The organism is Clostridium drakei, from assembly GCF_000633595.2.
GTDB classification, from domain to species: Bacteria; Bacillota; Clostridia; order Clostridiales; family Clostridiaceae; genus Clostridium_AM; species Clostridium_AM drakei.
Map to the genome: position 1 here is coordinate 56750 of NZ_JIBU02000013.1, position 22468 is coordinate 79217.

The window sequence follows — 22468 nt, forward strand, 5'->3', positions numbered from 1 at the left end:
AATCTACCTCCAACTTATGTTATATTCCAAGTTCACTCATTTGTTCCGCAATCTTATCAAAATCTATATTCGAACTATTATATTGTATCCATTTCTCCTTGCTCCATATTTCTAATCTATTGGATACTCCAATACTTACTATTTCCTTTTTTATCTCTCCATATTCTAAAAGGCTTTGTGGAATCAAAGTTCTTCCTTGCTTATCTAACTCCATTTCATTGGCACCAGAAAAAAAGAACCTAACAAAAGCTCGTGCATTTTTACTCGTTAATGGAAGCTTTCTTAATTTATCTTCTAGTACACTCCATTCCTCAATAGTATAAGCATATAAACAACCATCTAGTCCCTTGGTAAGTATAAACTTACTTCCAAGCTCTTCCCTAAACTTAGAGGGTATGATTATTCTATTTTTATTATCTAATGCATGTTCATACTCCCCTATAAACATTTTTTACACCTCTACTTGGTTATTTACTCCACTTCACTCCACTTTTAACCACTAATTTTACATATTCTATATTAACATAAAAATTCCTTCTTTGTCTAAAATAATTTTAATTATTTTTTTAAGGGAATTAAAATTATTTTTCACTATTATTCGATAACATCTACTTTAATGTTCCAATAAACAATACTAAAATAGATTACAATAAAAATTATATTACTACTTAATTCGCTATAATTTTAAATAAAGCACTCAACTTTAACACATACAAAGCCTCGATTTAATAAACATAATGCACTTTTTAGAGAACAATTGATAGGTTGAAATACCTTCATTTGTAGAGTATAATTTAATAGAAAAAATTTAAGTTTTTTATAATATATAATTGAAAGGAATGTACATAAATGAAACTTGGAATCGTAGGATTACCTAATGTAGGTAAAAGTACTTTATTTAATGCTATAACAAAAGCTGGAGCTGAATCTGCTAACTATCCTTTCTGCACTATAGAGCCTAATGTAGGTGTAGTTAGTGTTCCTGATAAAAGATTGGATGTTCTTGAAAAAATGTATAATTCTAGAAAGAAGGTATACACTGCAATAGAATTTTATGATATTGCAGGATTGGTTAAAGGAGCAAGTAAAGGAGAAGGTCTTGGAAATAAATTCTTATCTCATATTAGAGAAGTAGAATCCATAGTTCATGTAGTAAGATGTTTCGATGATCCTAATGTAGTTCATGTAGATGGTTCTATAGATCCTATTCGTGATATTGAAACTATAAATCTGGAGCTTATATTTTCAGACATAGAAGTAATGGACAGAAGAATTGAAAAAATTGTTAAGCTTGCTAAAAGTGGAAGTAGCAAAGAAGCTAAAGCTGAATATGAATTAATGCTTAAAGTTAAAAAACATCTTGAAGACGGTAAGCCAGTTAGAACTTTAGAGTTAACTGAAGATGAAAGCGAAATCGTTAAAGGATATTTTCTACTTACAACAAAACCAGTATTATATATAGGAAATATTTCTGAAGATGATTTAATTTCTGGTAATATAGAAAATGATTATGTTAAGAAAGTTAAAGAATATGCTTCTAAAGAAAATTCTGAAGTAATAGTTATTTCAGCAAAAATAGAAGAAGAGCTTTCTACTCTTGAAGATGATGAAAAGAAAGAAATGCTTGAAGAATATGGACTTGATGAAGCTGGATTGGATAAGCTAATACATGCAAGTTATAAGCTTCTAGGCCTTATGAGTTTCTTAACTGCTGGTGTTCAAGAAGTTAGAGCATGGACAGTAAAAAATGGGACAAAAGCACCTAAAGCTGCTGGCAAAATCCATACAGATATTGAAAGAGGATTTATAAGAGCTGAAATAGTATCTTATGACAAACTTGTAGAGTGTGGATCTGAAGCTGCTGCAAAAGAAAAAGGTTACTTTAGACTTGAAGGAAAAGACTACATCATGCAAGATGGAGACATTGTTAACTTTAGATTCAATGTGTAGAATGCTCATATTATAATAAATACATTATGACACAACTTTTTAGGCGGAGTCCGCATCTCTAGATATATGGTGTATAAAAGCCAACCGTTTATTAAGAAGCTCTAATGCCAAAAATTTAAAAAATCCCTACCCGCTCAAATGTCCCGTTCTGGGACTTTCGCGGCTTGAATCGTCCTGATTCAAATTACGAGATTTTTTAAATTTTTAGCATAAGAGCTTCTAAAATTCACTCAAAAGCTTTCATACACCATATATCTAGAATGCTTCCTCCGCCTAAAAAATTGTGTAGTAAATGTAACACTTCTAATTATGATGAATTGCTAACATCACTTATGACAATATAATCATATATCACGGAATAAAAGTTAAAATCCAAACTTCCACTGAACTCTTGCATAGTATTATGCGTAATGTGAAAATTTTTTATCTACTTTTTTTATGCCTTCTAGTGTATTTTTTTAGCTCTTTACTTAATTCATCCATAATTTCATTGTAGCCGGAATTTTCTATTCCCATTAGCACCTCTACAGCATCTTTCACACAGCTCATAGAATATATGTGAAAATTGCCATTTTTAATTTCTTCTTCTATTTCTTTATTTAAAACAATATTATTTAAATTAGATTCTGGAACTAAAACTCCCTTGTCTTTTATTGTGTCCTTTAATTTACATACCTTGAAGAAGCCCTCTATTTTTTCATTTACTCCTCCTATAGGCTGTACTTTTCCAAATTGATTTATAGATCCTGTAACTGATATATTTTGTTTTATCCCTATTTTACTTAAAGCTGATATCATGGATACTACTTCCGCTACAGATGCACTATCTCCATCTACTGTGCCATATATTTGTTCAAAGCTTAAATGAAAATCTACAGGTATCTTTTCATAACCACCTATAAGATTGCTTATATATCCTTTTAATGTGCTTATGGCTTTATTGTGTATATCTCCACTTAAATTACTTTCTTTTTGTACATCTATTATATTTCCTTCTCCTTTATAACAACAACAAGTTATTCTTATAGGTTTCCCAAAGCTGCAGTACCCTGTGTCTATAACAGATAAACCATTTACTTGACCTATTTGCTTTCCTATTACATTTATAAGTATCTTGTTATCTTTATAGTTTTCATTTATTTCTTTTTCTACTGTTTCTTCAGTATATACTGTATCTATTATATCTTTTTGCTCTATTTTATCTCTATTATCTTCCTCCACTTTATTATTAGAAATTGTAAGTACTCTATTTAATTCATAATCATCTATATAAAATTTATTTTTATTTTCAGCTTTTCTAGATAAAAATTTAGCTAACTCTGTTACACCTTCCTGAGACAGATGATAAAAATTGTTGATTCTACACATATTATATATTTTTATTAAGAAAGATTTTTTTGTTTCCTCATTAATATCTAATAAAGATTTATATTCAGCTCTAACTTTAAAAACTTTTTTAAAATCTTCGTCGTAATTGTATAAAAGATTATAAAGATTATAGTCACCTATAATTATTATCTTTTCATTAAATTTAACAGGTTCTGGCTTTAGACCATTTAAATTTAAAAACTCCAAATATCCTCTATTATAATCTAAATCTACTTTACCACTCATAATAGATTTTTTTAAATGATAATATGCTGAAGGATTATTTAAAAGACTATTTGCTCTAACTATAACGCATCCACCATTTGCCTTTAAAAGTGATCCTGGTTTCATTAAATTTATATCTGTAATATATGACCCATTTTTATTTTCATATTCTATGCTTCCAAGCAGATTATTTACACTAGGATCTTCTTCAAATATTACAGGTGGTTCATTATTTTCACTATTATCCACTAAAACATTTATCATATATTTATATATTTCATCATTTATTTCCTCTTCATCATCTTCATAATTCATAGAATATATTTCTTTAACATTCTCTTCTATTTGAGCGCAAATATTATTTAAAAACTCTATAATATCCTTGCTATCTCTAAACTTTTGAAAATATTCTTCTTTAATATTTTCTGTTTTTCCAATATAATAATCATCTATAAATCCTTTTATCCTTTCAATTCCTGATTGTTCTATATTTTTTAATTCTTCCAAAACTTTTTGAGCATCCTTCTTTAAGCTGCTAGCATTATTTAATATCTTTTCTTTCTTTTCATTTTCTAACTTTTCATATTCACCCTCATTCATAACTTCTTCTTTATCCTTCATTGGAATGAAGGTAAATCCGTTTTGAGTTGCTCTAATAGTAAATCCTTGTTCTTCAGAATCCTTTAATAACTTATTAATTAAATCAGATCTTCTTTTATGGATACTTTCAATTATTTCTTCCTTTTCACTATTAGTTGAATCAGTATAAAATTCATAAGTTATTTCTGAATATATTTTTTGTATTTTTTCTAAAGTTTCTTTTAGAACTTTTCCTTTACCAGCCATTAAAAATAATACCTTAGGACACTTCTCATCATCTTCTATGACATAGCATATATCAACTAGCTTTTGCTTAAACTTTAAATTTCCCTTTACAAATTTTATGATTTCTTCCAATTTATCTTTTGAAAAATCGTCTATTAAATAAACATTATACCCCTCTTTATCTATTTCTAAAGCCATCTTTAATTTTTTATACATTTCATTATCATCAGGCATATGGTAGCTATCTTCTTTCAATTCTGCATTTTCAAACTCAAATTTATATACAATTTCTTCAGCTGTCAATTCTCTATGCATATCCCATCCTCCTTTTATCGCTTACTATAATAATATTCTTAAAATTATTATTTAGGCACAAAAAATTAAAAAACCGTTAATTAGTTTTTATCATTTTATTTTTAAATTTGAATTTTCTTATCACATTGCATATAATAGTACTATAATTTAAAACTTTTTTGACAAAGTATAAGTTTATTTAGTATACTTATAGCGTATATGTACATCCAATGATAAGTGTGAATTATATTATAAAAAAACATAATACTATGTTATAAATACACTATCTAAATTTAAAGCTATACGGATTGAAACAGCTGAAAAACTCAGCATTCCATAAAATTTAAACGTAAAGGAGTTATTACCATGAGTTTTAAAGAAAAAATTGCTCAATACTACACAAAGTCTTATTTTAAAAAATATGGTGACAGACTTACTCAAGTACAAGGAACCGTAGTATCTGTTAAAATTACTGAAAAAACTATATTGTGGATATTCCATAAATTAAATGTAACCCTTTTGGTAAGACCTGAGAGAAGTAAAAATGTTGTAAAATGTTCTTATATGAAAAATAGGTGGTTTAAGAAACCAGAATTTGTAACTATATCTCAAGGAAATTTAGTTTTGGTTCAAGGTTTAAAAGGTAAAAAAGGTAAAGAAAATAGAGAACAAATCGAACTTATTAATATAAGAAATATTACAACAAAAAAAGACTTAGTACCTATGGATGGAAAACCTCAAAGGACGCAAAGGGTTCAAAGAATCAAATAAAGGATAGAATTGCTAATGCAATTCTATCTTTTTTATTATTTAAAGTATAAGTATAAGCTATTAGTTAATGCTATTATACCTGAGAAAAATATTACAATTCCCCATTGAATTAAATTTAAAGCTGCAGTATGGAATACCATTTGCATAAATGGTATGTATAATACACATATAAGCATAGCCATTGATATAGTTACAGCTCCAAGTAAATAAATATTTGTAAATAAATTTATTTGAAATATAGAATGTTCTTCTGATCTACACTCAAACACATGTATCAACTGTGATATTATTAAAGTACATAACGCTAATGTCCTGCAGGTTTTTAGGTTATATCCATAAAATTTTCCTACCATGAAGGCTAATATTGTACATACTCCAATTAAGGTTCCCCTTATAACTATTTTTTCACTTAAACCTCTTGCAAATATGCTTTCATTTTTAGGTCTAGGTTTTCCAATCATTATATCCTCATTAGCTGGGTCCACTCCTAATGCTATAGCTGGCAACCCATCTGTTGCCAGATTTACTAGTAAAATTTGTATAGGTAAAAGTGGTGTATCTAAATAAAATAGAGAAGATAAAAACATGGTAAGTACTTCTCCTAAATTACAAGAAAGCAGGTACCTTATAAATTTTCTTATATTATAGTAAATAACTCTTCCCTCTTCCACTGCTGCCACAATAGTTGCAAAATTATCATCTAAAAGTATCATAGAAGAAGCCTCTTTAGTTACATCTGTACCTGATATTCCCATAGATATACCTATATCAGCTTCCTTAACTGCGGGTGCATCATTTACTCCATCTCCAGTCATAGCTACAATTCTATTTTTTGATTTAAACGCCTTTACAATCCTTAGTTTATGATTAGGACTTACTCTAGCAAATACAGATACTCTCTCAACCAATTCTTCTAATTTCTTATCGCTTATTTTGTCCAACTCTTCACCAGTTATGACCTGTGATTGATCCTTACAAATATCTAGTTCCTTACCTATAGCAAAAGCTGTGTTTTTATGATCTCCAGTTATCATTACTGCCCTTATTCCTGCCATTTTGCATTTTAAAACTGCATCTTTAGCTTCCTTTCTAGGTGGATCTATAATTCCTGCAACACCTAAAAACACAAGATTGTCTTCTAATGATTTTCCTCTTACAATCCCCTTATCCTTGTATGCACCTGCTATGCATCTTAGTGCATTAAAGGACATATTTTCTACAGCTTTTTCTACTTTTTCTTTGTAACTTGACGTAAATAATCTTACCTCACCTCTATATAAGATATATTTACATCTACGTATTATTCTTTCTGGTGCTCCTTTTACATAACAAGTTTCTTTTGTACCTTCTCTCATTATTACAGACATCATTTTTCTATCAGAATCAAATGGAATATCATATACCCTATTTGCTTTAACTAAAAAATTTTTTAGTTCACTACCATCTTTAAAAAGAACTTTAATTAAAGCTGTTTCTGTAGGATCTCCAAACAAACTTTTTGAAATATTCTTTTCCTTAAAATCAAAATTACAATCATTACAATATGTAAAAGCTTTCTTCAATAATAAATTTTCAGGAATTGAATCTTCATCTACTTTATATATTTTTTCATTAAAATACATGGCCTTTACTGCCATTTTGTTTTCTGTTAAAGTCCCGGTTTTATCACTGCAAATAATAGAAGTACATCCTAGTGTTTCAACTGCTGGAAGTTTTCTAACTAAAGCATTCCTTCTAAGCATTCTTGAAACTCCAAGTGCTAAAGCTACCGTAACTATAGCTGGAAGACCTTCTGGAATAGCTGCAACGGCTAAGCTTACCCCTAGAAGAAACATTTCATATTTATCTTGCCCTCTCCAAATTCCAGTAAAGGTTACGATTATGCATATAGCAATGCAAATTATTACCAGAACTTTTCCAAGTGAAGCTAATTTTTCCTTAAGAGGAGACCTTTCATTTTCTATATTTTCAAGCATACCTGCTATTTTTCCCATTTCAGTTTTCATACCAGTTTCTACTACTCTTGCCCTAGCTTTTCCCTTTAAAACTGTAGTGCCCATAAATATTGAATTTTCTTTAGTTTTGCAACTTTTTTCCACACCTACAGATTCGCCTGTCAAAAGAGATTCATCTAACATAAAATTGCTATCTTCTATCAACATACAGTCTGCTGGTACTCTGTCTCCACTTTCTAGAAGTACTAAATCTCCAATAACTAATTCTTCTGCATTTACTACAGTTAAATCTCCTGACCTTACTACCTTAGCTGTAGGAGCTGCCATTTCCTTCAATGCCTCTAAGGATTTTTCAGTTCTATATTCTTGAAAAAAACCAAGTATTGCATTCATTACAACAATTATAAGTATAGTGATAGCATCTGCTTTCTCCCCCATAAAACCTGATATAGCTGTAGCTGCAATAAGTACCCAAACCATAAAATCATTAAATTGTTGAAGAAATATTTTAATTGCAGATATTTTCTTCTTTTTTTCTAATCTATTAGGTCCATACTTTTTTAACCTTCTATTGGCTTCTTCTTGTGTTAGTCCATTTTGTAATTCTCTTTCATTAATCAAATACATCCCTCCCTCTTTTTTAGTTGTTTATACAATTTAAATATATGCCTTCAATTACCACTATTATGAAAAAATAATAAAAAAACAAATACTATGCACGAAAGTATATACATGAGATTTCGTATATATGTTGTATAAAATATTACTATTGTATATAATAATATGTAGCAATCATTAGAATTTAGTATAAAATTAGGAGGATTTAAAAAATGAATGATGTAGTATACATAACAGGACATAGAAATCCGGATACAGATTCTATTTGTTCTGCCATATCTTATGCAGAATTTAAAAATAAAACTGGCGTAAATGCTATTCCCATAAGACTTGGAAACATAAACAGAGAGACTGAATTTGTATTAAATTATTTTGGAGTTAAAGAGCCTAAATTAGTTGATACAGTTAAAGCACAGATAGGAGATTTAAACTTTGATAGCGTTGCTCCCATTTCTCCAGACACTTCTTTAAAAACAGCCTGGTCAATGATAAGAAAAAATAATGTAAAAACTCTTCCTGTAGTTGATGACGAAGATAGACTAATAGGTCTTGCTTCTCAATCAAATATAACTTCTAGTTATATGGATATATGGGATAACAATATAATACAAAAAAGTGGAACAAATCTTGAAAATATACTAGATACACTTTCTGCTAAATGTGTTTATGCAATAGAAAATGAGCCTAAATTTGCAGGTAAAGTAGTAGTTGCTGCTATGCTTCCCGAAAGTGCTCAAGAAGTTATAGAGGAAGGGGATATTGTAATCTGTGGAGATAGAGAAGATGCTCAAAATGTATGCTTAAATTGCAAAGCTTCTCTTATGATTATAGCTGGTAACCACGATGTAAGTGATACTATATTAGAAAAAGCTAAAAGTGTAGAATGTTGTATAATTATAACTCCCTATGATACATTTACTGCTTCAAGACTAATAAATCAAAGTGTTCCTGTAAGTTACGTGATGACTAAAGATAGCTTAATTTCTTTTAAAACTGATGATTTTATTGAAGAAGTTAGAGAAGTTATGCTTGAAACTAGATACAGAAGTTATCCTGTAGTAAACTCAGAAAATAAAGTTGTAGGAAATGTTTCTAGATATCATTTGATATCTCAAAAAAAGAAAAAGGTAATTCTTGTAGATCATAATGAAAAATCTCAATCCGTACCTGGACTTGATGATGCTGAAGTACTTGAAATAGTAGATCATCACAGAATTGCTGCTATTCAAACAGGTTCCCCAATATATTTTAGAAATGAGCCTGTAGGATGTACTGCTACAATAGTTGCTTCTATGTTCTTTGAAAATGGTATAAAACCATCTAGAAAAATTGCAGGTCTTTTATGTGCTGCTATTATTTCAGATACTCTACTATTTAAATCACCTACATCAACTAATGCTGATAAACATGCATTAAAGAGATTAGCAAATTTAGCTAATATAGATCCTGAAACATTTGCAAAACAAATGTTTAAAGCAGGTTCTTCACTTGAAGGAAAAACACCTGATGAAATACTTAATCAGGATTTCAAAGCATTTACTATAGGTGGAATTAAAGTTGGTATAGGTCAAGTATCTACTATGGATGTTGAAAGCTTCAACCCAATAAGAAAAGATATGCTAGATTTAATGGAAAATGTTTGTAAAGAAAAGGAATTCGGCTTGATTTTACTTATGTTAACAAATATACTAGAAGGTGGATCTGAATTAATCGCAGTTGGTGATCATACAGATGCTGTTGACGAAGCCTTTGGTGTAGTATTAAAAAACAATTCTGCATATGCACCTGGAGTGCTTTCAAGAAAGAAACAAGTTGTACCACCATTAACAGCAGTAATGTCAAAATAAATCTTATAATCATTAAAAAGAAGTACATAGATTATATTAAGTCTATGTACTTCTAAATATTTTTTGTTAAAATTCTAATTATGCTAATCTTCTATTTCACTCATTTCTACAGTTTTCATCTTTAGACCATACATGTTATTTTGTGGCATATTGCCCATCATTGCTCCAGGCATATTTTGCTGCATCATAGGCCCTATCATTTGATTCATCATCATTGGATTCATCATCATTGAACACATATATTTCATCATAGGACACGTAAAATTTTTCATTCCACAACTATGTTCTTGTATTTTAGCCCCCTTTTCTTTATTACAACCACCTCTGCCATACATTCTTTCCACTGAAAACCCTCCTAAATCATTACATCTATATATTATATGTATGTAGAATTCATTTATTGACAGAAATATTGTATAAATAAAAACACTGAATTAAATTTCAGTGTTTTATCTACCCTTCATACTATTTACCAGTCCCCACATTTCGTCACCTGTTTTCATAGCTTTAGAACTAAGTTCAAAAGCTCTTTGTGCCATTATCATATCTGTAAATTCTTTTCCAATATTTACATTTGATTCTTCCAATTTACCTTGAAGTACATCGCTGTTTTGTGCAATATTAATTTGTGCTCCTGGATTAGCTGTATATAAATTGTTACCTATAGAACTTAAAGCCTCTTGTCCTACTGGATTATAAATATTAATCTTTCCATAATATACAGTGCTACTATTATCAACATTTAAATAAATTTCTCCATTTTCCTTAACAGCAAAATTATCTTGAGTAAACACAGTACCTGAATTAAATAAATTTGATCCTTCCTCTGTAAACTCTATATCTAGCCTATTACCATTCTTATCTACAATATCTCCATTATTATCTACATTAAAGCTTCCTGCTCTCTCATAAGCCTTAGTCCCATTAGGAAGAGTAACTCTAAAATACCCTTCCCCATCTATTGCAAAATCTGTTTTAGAATCTGTTTGTCTTAAAGGACCTTGAGTGTTATCTCTATACCAATTTGTAGATTTAACTCCTGTGCCATTTATAGGCTCTTTAGGATTATTTCCACTATTAGGATATCCTTTTCTATTTAAAGTTTCATAAACTAAGTCTTGAAAGCTTACATCTTCTCTTTTATATCCTTCAGTACTTTCATTAGCTATATTATTAGAAATACTATCTAGTTTATCTTGTTGAGCATTCATTGCACTTTTACTGCTCCATAAAATTCTTAACACAACGTCACCCCTTCTATCTTACAGATCCAATTTCATTAGCCGCTTTAGATAAAGTTTCATCAAGTGATTGTACAATTTTTTGATTAGTTTCAAAAGTTCTCATAGTGGTAAGCATACTAACCATTTCATTAACTACATTTACATTAGATTTTTCCAAAGCTCTTTGTCTAACAACTGCCGTATTTTCTGCAGGATTTGTACCTTGATAAAGATTATCTCCTACCTTTTTTAAGGTATTATAATCATTGAAATCTACTGTATACATCTTATACATTGGCACATTATTTATACTTACATTACCGCTAGTATCACTTTTTAATTCTCCACTTCCTACATTTATAGGACCTAAAGAATTGTTTTGCAAGTTTCTTCCTAATACTGTATCACCAGAATCATTAACAAGAATTCCATTAATATTCACATGAAAGTGACCGTCTCGCGTATAATATTGTCCGTTGTCCACACCATTGTTCCTCTGTACTACGAAAAAACCCTTTCCTTCTATAGCAAAATCTGTAGCTTTATCCGTTGATTCTATATTTCCTTGAGTAAAATCAGTATTTACAGCATCTATTTTACTTCCAAGACTTATTGATCCTAATACATTCCTTACATTTTTTCCTCCAACTATCTTGTCATAATTTTGGAGCATTACATCATCAAACTTTTTAACAGCTAAATTATCACCTTTAAAACCTACTGTAGTTGCATTAGCTAAATTATTAGTTATTACATCCTGTTTAGCTTCCTGAGTTATCATTCCTGAAATTGCAGTATAAAGACTTCTTATCATTTGCCCACTTCCTTATTATTAATTACTTTAACTTCATCTGGATATATCATTCCCATTGATCTAGCCTTATCCTCAATATTAACTTTACTGATTGCATAGTTAAATTTGACTCCAGTCATAAGAATTGTAGATATAATAATGCCTATACCTATACCTATTAATAATTTTCTATCGCTTAAAAAATCTAATAAAGCTTTTACTTTACATATAATTCTTTTATTAATAGCACTTCCCCCTTACCAATGTTAAGTTCTTCAGCTATTTCATCAACAGACATTCCTTCATTTATCATTTTGTTTATCTTATCTAACTTTATGCCATTATTTCCCACTTTAATATTTTCGGATGTTTTAAGCTCATTATTTAGTTTATTTTCATCATCTTCTATTTTTATTTCACTTTTGTTTTCTACTTTATCTTTTTTATCTAATTCGTCATTAATTTCTATATGTAATTGTTCTTCTACAATTTTATCTTGTAATTCACCTTTTGATCCGCAATTAGTAAATTCCATTGAGTTTACTCTAATCTTTAAATCTTCTATTTCTTTTTGTAACTCTAGTATAGTTTCGGAAAATTCCTTCTTAACTTTACCAATTTCTAGTTTATAATCTGTTAAATCTTCTTTTTTATTATTTAATACACTTGTAAACTTTTCCTTTTTCATAGCATTAAAGTTTAACAATATTAATAGTGTTCCTGTTATAATTAAAACTATTATAACTAAAATCATAAATTTCCTCACTTTTAATTAAAATTTAATTATATGTATTTAAGCTTTTGCATTGCACTTCTCAAATGTACAATGGCTCTACTATGAAGCTGACACACTCTAGATTCTGATACACTTAAAACTTTTCCAATCTCTTTCAATGTCAAACCTTCATAATAATATAAAGATAAAACTGTTTTATCCTTTTCATTGAGCATATCCAATGATTTTGCTAAATATTCCAATTCCTCTTTTTCTTCTAAATTTTTTTCTGGACTTGGACTTTTATTATCCTGTATAGTTCCAATTAAAGGAATATCATCATCCTCTGAGAATATTAAATCTTCTAATGAAACAATAGATATATAATTTATATAATTTTCTATTTCTATCATTTCTTTTAATGTTATTTTAAGTTCATTAGATATTTCTTTATCAGAAGGTTCCCTTCCCAAAGTTTTTTGAAGTCTCTCTACTGCAGCATTATATCTATTCAGCTTGTCCATAGCTCCTTTAGAAATAGGACTATTTTTTCTTATTTCATCTATCATTGCACCCTTTATTCTTATCGAAGAATAAGTGGAAAACTTCATTCCCCTAGTATCATCAAACTTACCTATAGCATCCATAAGCCCAAGCATTCCATAACTAACTAAATCTTCATAGTCTATATATTTGGTTTTGCCTATTATAACTCTTGATGCAATATATTTAACTAAAGGTATATATTTTTTTACCAGCTCTTCCTTAACATCCAGTCCGTCTGCCAATGCCATGATTCTAATCCCCCTTTACTCCATTTTTCATCTGATTCCTCATAATATGAAAAACCAGTTTTATTATAGTTTCTCGGGTAGTTTTATCTAAGTCTAAAAAAACAGTTCCATAAATAATTTTAGGACTTTTTTTATCACTTTCTACCCTTACTATCTTGGTTTTTACAGTAATACTTTCTTGTTGTAAAGGGATTGTTACCATTAAAATATCCTTACAGTTTACTTTTTCTTCCAACTCTCTGTTAACAGCAAGTCTCATACCGCCTCCACTTATATCCAGTGAGTATGCTTCAAAGAACTCTATTTGATTATCCCCTATACTTTTCATATCTTTTGCCAAATTTATTCTTGCACAAACCACATTAGTCATAAAAGGAATTCTGACAAAATTTCTTCTCTGTAACTTTATAAAAACATCAGGCTTCTTTATCATTATAATAAGTATTTTATCTACTTTTCTTCCTAAAACTATAGTTTCAAATCTATATATTTCTTTATCATAATAGTATACACCAGTAATTCTTTCTTCTTTCCTTAAAGGTAGATATTGACCATTATTTACCGGTATACTTATTGCTACATATTCTTCTGTAATATCTTGAATATTACTTTTATAATATCCGTCTTCCATTTCAATTTCTATTTTACCGTTAATTAAGAATTCTACCTTTTCACTCATATAACTACTCCTTATGAAAATATATTGAATATTTTTTTAAATAAATCTTGTACACTTTTTCCACCTTTTTCATTTTCAATACCTACTATTTTTTTTGCTATATGTTCTACATCCTTAGCTACTGTTGAGTTAGGGTAACTTGTTAAAAAAGGCTCCTGACTTCTTACGGCTTTAATAAGTTTTTTATCCTCACTCATATGACCTAAATACTGTAATTCTATATTTAAAAACTTTTTTACTACATTACTAAATTTATTATACGTAGCTTCACCCTCTTCTGCATCTATGGTCTTATTCACTAAAACCTTAGCAGACTTTTTCAATTTAAAATGATTTACTGTTTTAAGAAGACTATAGGCATCTGTAAGTGAAGTTGGTTCTGGAGTTGTAATAATTATTAATTCTTCTGAGCAAGCAATAAAACCAAGTACACTTCTATTCACACCTGCACCAGTATCAATTATTATATAATCAATATCGTTCAATTCTGATAATTTTTCTATAAAAGACTCCCTTTGAGCTTCTGTTACTTCTTCAAACTTTGAAATACCAGTTCCTCCTGGAAGAAGTTTTACTCCAAGTGTTCCTTCAATTACCACTTCTTCTATGGATTTATTATCAAATATTATATCATATACGTTAAATTTTGGCAAAAAACCCATAAGTACGTCATCATTCCCCATGCCTATATCTGCGTCAAATATAAGTACTTTTTTCCCCATCTTTTGTAGTGCGATAGCTACATTTACTACAAAATTACTTTTACCAACTCCTCCTTTACCAGAAGTTACAGTAATAATTCTTGGTTTAGATGAACCTAATTTACTTTCTTGTTTTACTATTTTTTCTTTTTGTACTAGATTTCTTAATTTTTCAGCCTGATCCATCATATACTATCCTCTCCTAGTATAAGATTAGTTATTTCTTTTGAAGTAATAAACTTTATATCATCTGGAACATTTTGTCCTGTTGTAACAAAGGTTATTGGTTTTTTTGAATCTTTACATATATTTAGTATAGAACCATATGTAGAAGTTTCATCCAACTTAGTAATTATTATATTACTATAATTTAAAGGCTTATATCCATCAAGTATTACATCTATATCTCTATTTTTTGTAGTACAACTCATTACTAAATTTACATTATCAGTATTAACCTTTTCTATAAAAGCTCTTAGTTCTGATATCTGCATAGTATTTTTACTGCTTCTTCCTGTAGTATCTACTAATATTACATCGCAATTGCTCATGCTTTCTACTGCTGCTTCCATTTCCTTTATAGTTAAAACTACTTTAAAAGGTATATTCATTATATCTGCATAAGTTTTAAGCTGTTCTACTGCACCTATTCTATATGTATCTATAGTTATAAGCCCTACTTTTTTTCCTTCTAAAAGTGCCATCTTACCTGCCAATTTTGCAATAGTAGTAGTTTTGCCAACGCCTGTTGGTCCAACGAGTACTACTACATCACTTTCTTGCATAGGCCTTGTAAGTATAACATGTTCCATTACTTTCTTAATTTTTTCTTTATCAGGTATATCATCAGGTATCATTTTCATTTCATTCATTATGTATTTAACAACTTCATCTTCTATATCCATTTTTTCTAAATATAGTTGCACTTTACTTTTACCAATAGTTATATTTGATCCTTTAACCATTTCATCTAACATACTTCTCATTTCTTTTACTTCATTCATAAGTTGTCCATTATTTTTTTCTAGCATCAACTTATAATTTTCATCAAAAATAACTTCAGTTCTTTTTATCTGTTCATTATTCGATTGTATATTACTTTCTTTGATTTGCTTTTCATTTTCTTTTATTTTACTATTCATTATCTTTTTTATAGCTTGTATACTTTCTTCTACATTTTCTCCACTATTTATATCTCTAGATGGTTTTTTATTATCCACGGCTGCTGTAACTTCCAAAACTTTTTTTGAAAAAAATCCCCAAAAGCCTCCTTTTCTTATCCTTCTTTGACTTATTATAACGGCATCTTTTCCTAATTCATATCTTATTCTAGTAAGTGCTTCGCTCATACTCTTAACTATGTATCTTTTAATTACCATTATATCGAAATCACCCCTTCAGTTTTTATCTCTATTTCATTTGGTATTTCATTAAGAGACAACACATTTACTGCTGGAAAAACCATTTCTATAAGCTTTCTAAAAGCAGGTCGTATTTTAGGAGATACCAATACTACTGGTTGGTTTTCATAAAAATACACAGAATCTAAAGTATTTTTTACAGAGCCTAAAATTTTACCTGTAGTATCTGGATCTATAGCTGGGAATGATCCCTGCATAGATTTTTGTATATTATTCCCTATGAGATCTTCTATTTTAGGATCTAGTGTAACTACAGATACAGCTCCATTTTCATCTACAAGTGGATTGCAAATACTTCTTCCAAGAGCAAATCTTACATATTCCGTTAAGACCTCAATATCTTTTGTGGTTCTAGAGTTATCTGCTAATGATTCCATTATAGTTACCATATCTTTAATCGACACTCTTTCTTTTAAAAGATTTTGAAGTACCTTTTGAAGTTCACCTATAGTAAGTAAATCTGGTATCAATTCTTCTACTACTGCACTATACTTTTCTTTTACTGAATCTACAATAACTTTAACTTCCTGTCTTCCTAATAGTTCATAAGAATGATTCTTTATAGTTTCTGTCAAATGAGTGACCATAACAGTAGTTGGATCTACTACTGTAAACCCTTTTATTTCTGCTTCTTCTCTTTGGTCATTATTTATCCAAACTGCTGGAATTCCAAAGGATGGTTCCATGGTTTTAATACCTGGAATCTCTGTTTCACTATTTGTAGGGTCCATACATAAAAGCATGTTTGGCATAAGTTCTCCTTTTGCCATTACAGTTCCTCTTATCTTTACTACATATTCATTAGTTTTCAATTGAAGATTATCTCTTATTCTAATAGGCTGAACTACTATCCCCATTTCTATAGCACATTGACGTCTTACAGAAGTTACTCTTTGAAGTAAATCTCCTCCTGCAGCCTCATCTGCCATAGGAATAAGTCCATAGCCTATTTCAACCTCCATAGGTTCAACGGAAATCAAATTCATTACATTCTCTGGTTCCTTACTTTCTGTTTCTACTATCTCCTGCTGTTCAACTTCCATTTGCTGAATAACTTGTTCCTTTGCATCTTTATAAAGAAGGAATGCAGCTGTTCCACAAGCTACAGATAACATAAAAAATGCAAAGTGTGGAAGACCAGGTATTATAGCTAGAAATAAAAGAACTACTGCTGCTATTGCTATAACCTTTGGAAATCCAGTTAATTGTTTAATAGCTAAAGTACCAAAGTTTTCTTTACTGCCTGAACGAGTAACTAATATACCTGAAGCTGTAGATATTAAAAGTGCTGGTATCTGAGTTACAAGTCCATCACCTATAGTAAGTTTTGTATAAGTTTGTGCGGCAGTTGCTACATCCATATTAAGCATTACAGCACCTATTATAATACCAGCTATAACATTTATTACTGTAATTATAAGTCCTGCTATAGCATCTCCTTTTACAAACTTTGAAGCACCATCCATAGCCCCATAAAAATCTGCTTCATGCTGTAAATCTTCTCTTCTTTTCTTAGCACCACTTTCATCAATAAGTCCTGAATTTAAATCAGCATCTATACTCATTTGTTTACCAGGCATAGCATCTAATGTAAATCTAGCTGAAACTTCTGATACTCTGCCTGCTCCATTAGTAATTACTATAAATTGTATAATTATTATAATAAGATATATAATTACACCTACTACATAATTTCCACCTACAACAAAGCTTCCAAAGGAATTAATTACTTCTCCTGCATACGCATCTCTAAGTATTAATCTTGTAGAAGATACATTAAGAGCTAACCTAAACAAAGTAGTAATTAAAAGTAATGTTGGAAATACAGAAAACTGTAAAACCTCTGTGGTAAACATTGTTAAAAGTATAATCACTACGGATACGGTAATGTTAAATGCTATAAGTATATCTAGTATTCCTGAAGGTAATGGTATTATGATCATCATTACCACAGATATAACTACAAAAGCCATTATTATATCTACATTGTCTTTTATATTAAATCTTTTTTTACTATTTTCCAAAATACCACCCCTGTATTTTACTTACGTTCTTTAATTTTATATACTAGTGCTAATATTTCCGCTACAGCTTCATACATGTTCATTGGAATTTCCTCATCCAATTCAACCTCACTGTACATAAGCCTTGCAAGAGGTTTATTTTCAATTATAGGAACATCATTTTCTTTAGCTATTTCTTTTATTTTTAATGCAACTCTATCTGCTCCTTTAGCAGCTACCACTGGAGCCTCTAATCCTTCCTCATACTTAAGTGCAACGGCTATATGAGTAGGGTTAGTAACAACTACAGTAGCTTTAGGAACTTCCTGCATCATTCTTCTAGTAGCCATTTCCCTTTGCTTTTGTTTTATTTTGCTTTTAACTTGAGGATCTCCCTCATCTTGCTTATATTCTTCCTTTACTTCTTGTTTGGACATCTTTAAGTCCTTATTATGTTGAAATCTCTGATAAACATAATCTATTATTGCAATAATGATCATTAATATAGTTATTCTAAAAAATATATTAATTGTAAGCTTACTTATTGCAGCTGCTACTGCTTGTGCATTAAGACTTCCTAAAGTAAGTATGTACTGATAATTATCTTTTACAAACTTATAACCTACAAAACCCACTATTGATATCATAGCTAAATCTTTAAAAAGCTCCATAACTGTTCTCATTGAAAAGATTCTTTTAAATCCATTTATAGGATTCAGCTTTGATAAATCAGGTTTTAATGGTTCTGAAGTAATAAGTGCTCCTGTTTGAAGAAAATTTGCTAGTACTCCCATAAGCATAATTGGAAGCACAACTGGAAGGAATATTATTCCTATTCTCCATACAACTATAAATAATATTTTTTGCACACTATCATAACTTAATGACATAGTTAAATAATTATTTAAAAAAACTATCAATGTATTTTTAAGTCCATTGCCTACATAACCACCTAAAGCTACAATAACCAGAGTAGAAGCAAGTAACGTAAATGCTAATGCTATTTCTTTACTCTTAGCTATTTGTCCTTTTTTTCTAGCATCACTCTTTTTTTTCGGTGTAGCCTCTTCAGTTTTGTCATCAGATGCGAATATTATAAGTAGAGGTATAGTTTTATAAAATCCATTTATGGCATCTTGCATTCCATAAAAAGAGTTTTCTATCATTTTTAAAAATATAGGAAGTGCAAAGCAAAACGCTCCAAGTCCTACAAGTATTTTTACTGGCATTCCAAGTATCATTACATTCAACTGTGGAACTGTTCTAGAAACAAGTCCCATAGTTATATCTGTTATAAGAATTATCAATACTATAGGTATTGCTATTTTCACTGCTATTTCAAAATACTCAATAAATACCCTTATTATCAAATTTATTGAATTTTGATTTAAGAAAAAATTTCCCAATTTTATAACTTTAAAGCTTTCCATTAAAGCTTTTATAAGCATATGGTGTCCATCTACTATAAAGAAAATCACCATGCTAAACCAATATAATATATGTTCTATGAAAGTAGTGTTGCTGCTTGAAGTTGGATCAAACATTGTCATCATGGAAAATCCAACCTGCATATCCATAATGCTGCCAGCAAAGCGCACACTGTTAAAGCATAAATTTGTTATAAAACCTAATGTAAATCCTGCAACTGCTTCATTCATACAGTTTATAATAAATGGTAAATTATTATTTATATTGTTGATACCTGCATAATCAACACCAGGTATCAATATGTATGCCATAATTAAGGTTATACCTACCTTAACTGTAGCTGGAGTTCCACTTGGAAAAAATATAGGGACTACTACAAAAAAACAAAACATTCTAATACTTATAAGTATTAATGCTGTAAAATATAAAGTATCTACGAAAATCTCCTCCCCACATTTTTAATTGAGATTCTTTACTATAAATAACTTTTAATTTTATTGTGTAATATGTGCTATATATGTAAATATTCTTTGTGTAAAATTCACTAATTGATGAAGCATCCAACTGCCTGTAACAAGTCCAACTACCGCTATTGCAATAAGTTTTGGTACAAAAGTTAAAGTCTGCTCTTGTATCTGGGTAGTAGCCTGAAATATACTTATAATAAGTCCTACTAATATTGAAATTATCAAAATAGGTGCTGATACTATAAGTCCTGTTTGTATTGCATCCTTTATAATGCCCATTACCATATTTTCACTCATTTAGCTCACCTCACGAAAAACTTGAAACCAAAGATTTTACAAGCAAATACCATCCATCTACCATTACAAATAGTAATAGTTTAAAAGGCAGTGATACCATAGCTGGAGGAAGCATAAACATACCCATTGACATAAGAACACTAGCTACAACTAAATCTATTATCATAAATGGTATATAGATCATAAATCCTATCATAAAAGCAGTTTTAAGCTCACTTATCATAAAAGCAGGTACTACTACATAAAGTGGTGCATTATCCTTTGTAATCTTATAATTTACCTTTGCTGTATCTATAAATAGTTGAAAGTCTTTCTTATAAGTATATTTAAGCATAAATTCTCTTAAAGGTTTTGCCCCTTCATCTATAGCCTGTTCTTGGGTTATTTTATTCTGCATATATGGTTGGATAGAATTAGTATTAACTTTACTATAAACTGGCTGCATAATAAATACTGTTAAAAATAATGCTAGTCCAATTAATACTGTATTTGGAGGAGATTGCTGTGTTCCCATAGCACCTCTTAAAAATCCAAATACTACTACAATTCTTACAAAGCTTGTCATCATCATAATAAAAGAAGGTAAAATTGTGAGAATTGTGAGCATTATAAGCAATTTTATATTTCCAACATACTGTTGTGGTGTAGTTGCATTATCTACTGAGATATTTACCTTTGGTATAGGAAAAGCCTCTGGAGCTGCATAAACCTTAGACGCAGCAAATATCAAAAATATAAATCCTAAAACTAAAGTACTTATTATAACTTTACTTCTGTTTTTATTCATCCTTATCTTCCTTTTTAAATCTAAGTTTTCTATAAAAATCCTTAAAATCAGCATACTGAGGTATAGTTTTTGAGGCTTCTACACTTAAAATTTCATCTTCATTAAGCTCTGAAATTATACTTATCTTACCCACAGTAGATGACAATACATACCCTTTATCTCCAATTTTAACTACCAATAGAGAATTTTCTTTTGATATAGGTGTTCTCTCTAAAATTTTTATATATTTTCCTTTTTGAATATTTTGAAGTTTGTTTCCTCCAAACTTCACAGATATATATATAAGTATAAGTACAAAAGGTAAACATATTATTATTTTAAAAAGCATTACCCAAAATTGTAAATTCATATAATTCTCCATTCTTTAGAATTCTATTGAACTAAAAGATCACTAAAGTAAACATTGTTAATCTGACCTTTTTTAAGTAAAGGATTTATTTTTTGAATAAGTTCCATTTTCAAATTATCCATATTTTTTGGTGTTATTTCAGCAGCTTTTTTACTTCTAAGTACAGCAATAACAGCATCTCTTATTAATGGTTTTTTCTCTGTTAACTCAGTTTCTAACTTTGAATTTTTATCATATCCTACAAAAATCTTTGTCTTTATATATCTTTTTCCATCTTCATCTGCTAAATTAACTAGACATTCATCTAGTCCTACATTTTTTTCTGAAACTATTTGTTCCAAATAGCTTTGATTTTGATTCTGATTTTGATTTGTCTTTGCTTGTGTCTGTGCTGTTGTTTGTGCCGTCTGTGCTGTTGTTGCTGCTGTTTTTTGTGTTCCTTTATCCTTTGCAAACTTGGAGTATCCAAAGTATGCACCTGCACCTACAATTATTAGTGCTATTAATCCCATTAATATAAGTTTTATTTTTTTTCCACCTTTTTTTTCTGCCTTATTTTCCATTTTACTTTCTCCTTTTTCGCTACATATTAGTCAACTTATAAACTTTCTACTGTTAACCAATAAATGTGAAGTGAAGCTTAGTCTAACTACCTACGTAAATCAGAATTTTTTTCAGAAGGTTGTTTCACATCACCTAAAAATATTTTTCTTTTATATTGAATAACTTTTTCAATAATCTCATCATTAGATTCTTTAACTAAATATTTCCTACCATTAATTAACGTTATAACGCTTTCTGGTATTTGCTCTAGTTTTTCTATCTGATCTGCATTTATAACGAAAGGTTTATTATCAAATCCTATAATCTTTATCATATAAAACCTCCATTTTAATTAATAGTTGAAAGTGAAGAATATATCTTCTTTATTTTAACTATTAATACTAAACACTCAATT

At 29.5% G+C, this 22468-nt stretch carries 21 protein-coding genes; 3 read left to right on the forward strand and 18 right to left on the reverse strand.

Annotation, left to right across the window (positions count from 1 at the left end; all coding sequences use genetic code 11):
- Window positions 1-19: 19 nt before the first annotated feature.
- Window positions 20-448, reverse strand: a complete 429-nt coding sequence (gene mraZ / locus EG57_RS0207535) for a division/cell wall cluster transcriptional repressor MraZ (protein WP_032076633.1) — start codon at window positions 446-448, stop codon at window positions 20-22.
- Window positions 449-849: 401 nt separating this feature from the next.
- Between mraZ and ychF the strand changes: the two genes are divergently transcribed.
- Window positions 850-1950, forward strand: coding sequence for a redox-regulated ATPase YchF (gene ychF, locus EG57_RS0207540; RefSeq protein ID WP_032076634.1), 1101 nt, complete (start codon window positions 850-852; stop codon window positions 1948-1950).
- Window positions 1951-2373: 423 nt separating this feature from the next.
- Here the strand turns inward: ychF and EG57_RS0207545 are convergent, their stop codons facing one another.
- Complete coding sequence (locus tag EG57_RS0207545) at window positions 2374-4683, reverse strand: AAA family ATPase (protein WP_032076635.1); 2310 nt, start codon at window positions 4681-4683, stop codon at window positions 2374-2376.
- Between the two features lie 345 nt (window positions 4684-5028).
- On the opposite strand from EG57_RS0207545, the gene EG57_RS0207550 reads away from it, so the two are divergent.
- Window positions 5029-5433 carry a hypothetical protein gene (locus EG57_RS0207550; protein ID WP_032076636.1) on the forward strand — a complete coding sequence of 135 codons (405 nt, stop codon included), beginning with the start codon at window positions 5029-5031 and terminating at the stop codon, window positions 5431-5433.
- Window positions 5434-5468: 35 nt separating this feature from the next.
- Here the strand turns inward: EG57_RS0207550 and EG57_RS0207555 are convergent, their stop codons facing one another.
- On the reverse strand, window positions 5469-8015 hold the full coding sequence (locus tag EG57_RS0207555; protein WP_414629341.1) for a calcium-translocating P-type ATPase, PMCA-type: 2547 nt from the start codon (window positions 8013-8015) through the stop codon (window positions 5469-5471).
- Window positions 8016-8218: 203 nt separating this feature from the next.
- Between EG57_RS0207555 and EG57_RS0207560 the strand changes: the two genes are divergently transcribed.
- Window positions 8219-9853, forward strand: a complete 1635-nt coding sequence (locus EG57_RS0207560) for a putative manganese-dependent inorganic diphosphatase (protein ID WP_032076638.1) — start codon at window positions 8219-8221, stop codon at window positions 9851-9853.
- Window positions 9854-9936: 83 nt separating this feature from the next.
- On the opposite strand, the gene EG57_RS0207565 is transcribed toward EG57_RS0207560, so the two are convergent.
- The 15 genes from EG57_RS0207565 to EG57_RS0207635 all read right to left on the reverse strand — a co-directional run bounded on the left by EG57_RS0207565 (window position 9937) and on the right by EG57_RS0207635 (window position 22387).
- Window positions 9937-10188, reverse strand: coding sequence for a hypothetical protein (locus EG57_RS0207565; protein WP_242859827.1), 252 nt, complete (start codon window positions 10186-10188; stop codon window positions 9937-9939).
- A gap of 114 nt (window positions 10189-10302) precedes the next feature.
- Window positions 10303-11097: a flagellar basal-body rod protein FlgG gene (locus EG57_RS0207570; RefSeq protein ID WP_032076640.1), complete on the reverse strand. Its 795-nt coding sequence runs from the start codon at window positions 11095-11097 to the stop codon at window positions 10303-10305.
- A gap of 13 nt (window positions 11098-11110) precedes the next feature.
- Window positions 11111-11890, reverse strand: a complete 780-nt coding sequence (locus EG57_RS0207575; RefSeq protein ID WP_032076641.1) for a flagellar basal-body rod protein FlgG — start codon at window positions 11888-11890, stop codon at window positions 11111-11113.
- Between the two features lie 196 nt (window positions 11891-12086).
- Window positions 12087-12623, reverse strand: a complete 537-nt coding sequence (locus EG57_RS0207580) for a DUF6115 domain-containing protein (protein WP_032076642.1) — start codon at window positions 12621-12623, stop codon at window positions 12087-12089.
- A gap of 29 nt (window positions 12624-12652) precedes the next feature.
- Window positions 12653-13378 (reverse strand): FliA/WhiG family RNA polymerase sigma factor, encoded by a 726-nt coding sequence (locus EG57_RS0207585; RefSeq protein ID WP_032076643.1) that lies wholly within the window; start codon window positions 13376-13378, stop codon window positions 12653-12655.
- 4 nt (window positions 13379-13382) lie between these two features.
- Window positions 13383-14057, reverse strand: coding sequence for a flagellar brake protein (locus EG57_RS0207590; RefSeq protein ID WP_032076644.1), 675 nt, complete (start codon window positions 14055-14057; stop codon window positions 13383-13385).
- A gap of 11 nt (window positions 14058-14068) precedes the next feature.
- A complete protein-coding gene (locus tag EG57_RS0207595; protein ID WP_032076645.1) occupies window positions 14069-14947 on the reverse strand; it encodes a MinD/ParA family protein in 879 nt (292 codons plus the stop codon).
- Window positions 14944-16137, reverse strand: coding sequence for a flagellar biosynthesis GTPase FlhF (gene flhF / locus EG57_RS0207600; RefSeq protein ID WP_032076646.1), 1194 nt, complete (start codon window positions 16135-16137; stop codon window positions 14944-14946). Before flhF ends, EG57_RS0207595 begins: the two co-directional genes overlap by 4 nt.
- A complete protein-coding gene (flhA, locus tag EG57_RS0207605; protein WP_414629342.1) occupies window positions 16137-18152 on the reverse strand; it encodes a flagellar biosynthesis protein FlhA in 2016 nt (671 codons plus the stop codon). Before flhA ends, flhF begins: the two co-directional genes overlap by 1 nt.
- 68 nt (window positions 18153-18220) lie before the next feature.
- Window positions 18221-20053: a fused FliR family export protein/FlhB family type III secretion system protein gene (locus EG57_RS0207610; protein WP_032076648.1), complete on the reverse strand. Its 1833-nt coding sequence runs from the start codon at window positions 20051-20053 to the stop codon at window positions 18221-18223.
- A gap of 51 nt (window positions 20054-20104) precedes the next feature.
- Window positions 20105-20374 (reverse strand): flagellar biosynthesis protein FliQ, encoded by a 270-nt coding sequence (gene fliQ / locus EG57_RS0207615; RefSeq protein ID WP_032076649.1) that lies wholly within the window; start codon window positions 20372-20374, stop codon window positions 20105-20107.
- Between the two features lie 10 nt (window positions 20375-20384).
- Window positions 20385-21161, reverse strand: a complete 777-nt coding sequence (gene fliP / locus EG57_RS0207620; protein WP_032076650.1) for a flagellar type III secretion system pore protein FliP — start codon at window positions 21159-21161, stop codon at window positions 20385-20387.
- On the reverse strand, window positions 21154-21510 hold the full coding sequence (fliO, locus tag EG57_RS0207625; protein ID WP_032076651.1) for a flagellar biosynthetic protein FliO: 357 nt from the start codon (window positions 21508-21510) through the stop codon (window positions 21154-21156). Before fliO ends, fliP begins: the two co-directional genes overlap by 8 nt.
- Window positions 21511-21533: 23 nt before the next feature.
- Window positions 21534-22073: a flagellar basal body-associated FliL family protein gene (locus EG57_RS0207630; RefSeq protein ID WP_032076652.1), complete on the reverse strand. Its 540-nt coding sequence runs from the start codon at window positions 22071-22073 to the stop codon at window positions 21534-21536.
- A gap of 86 nt (window positions 22074-22159) precedes the next feature.
- Window positions 22160-22387 carry a flagellar FlbD family protein gene (locus EG57_RS0207635; RefSeq protein ID WP_032076653.1) on the reverse strand — a complete coding sequence of 76 codons (228 nt, stop codon included), beginning with the start codon at window positions 22385-22387 and terminating at the stop codon, window positions 22160-22162.
- Window positions 22388-22468 lie beyond the last annotated feature (81 nt).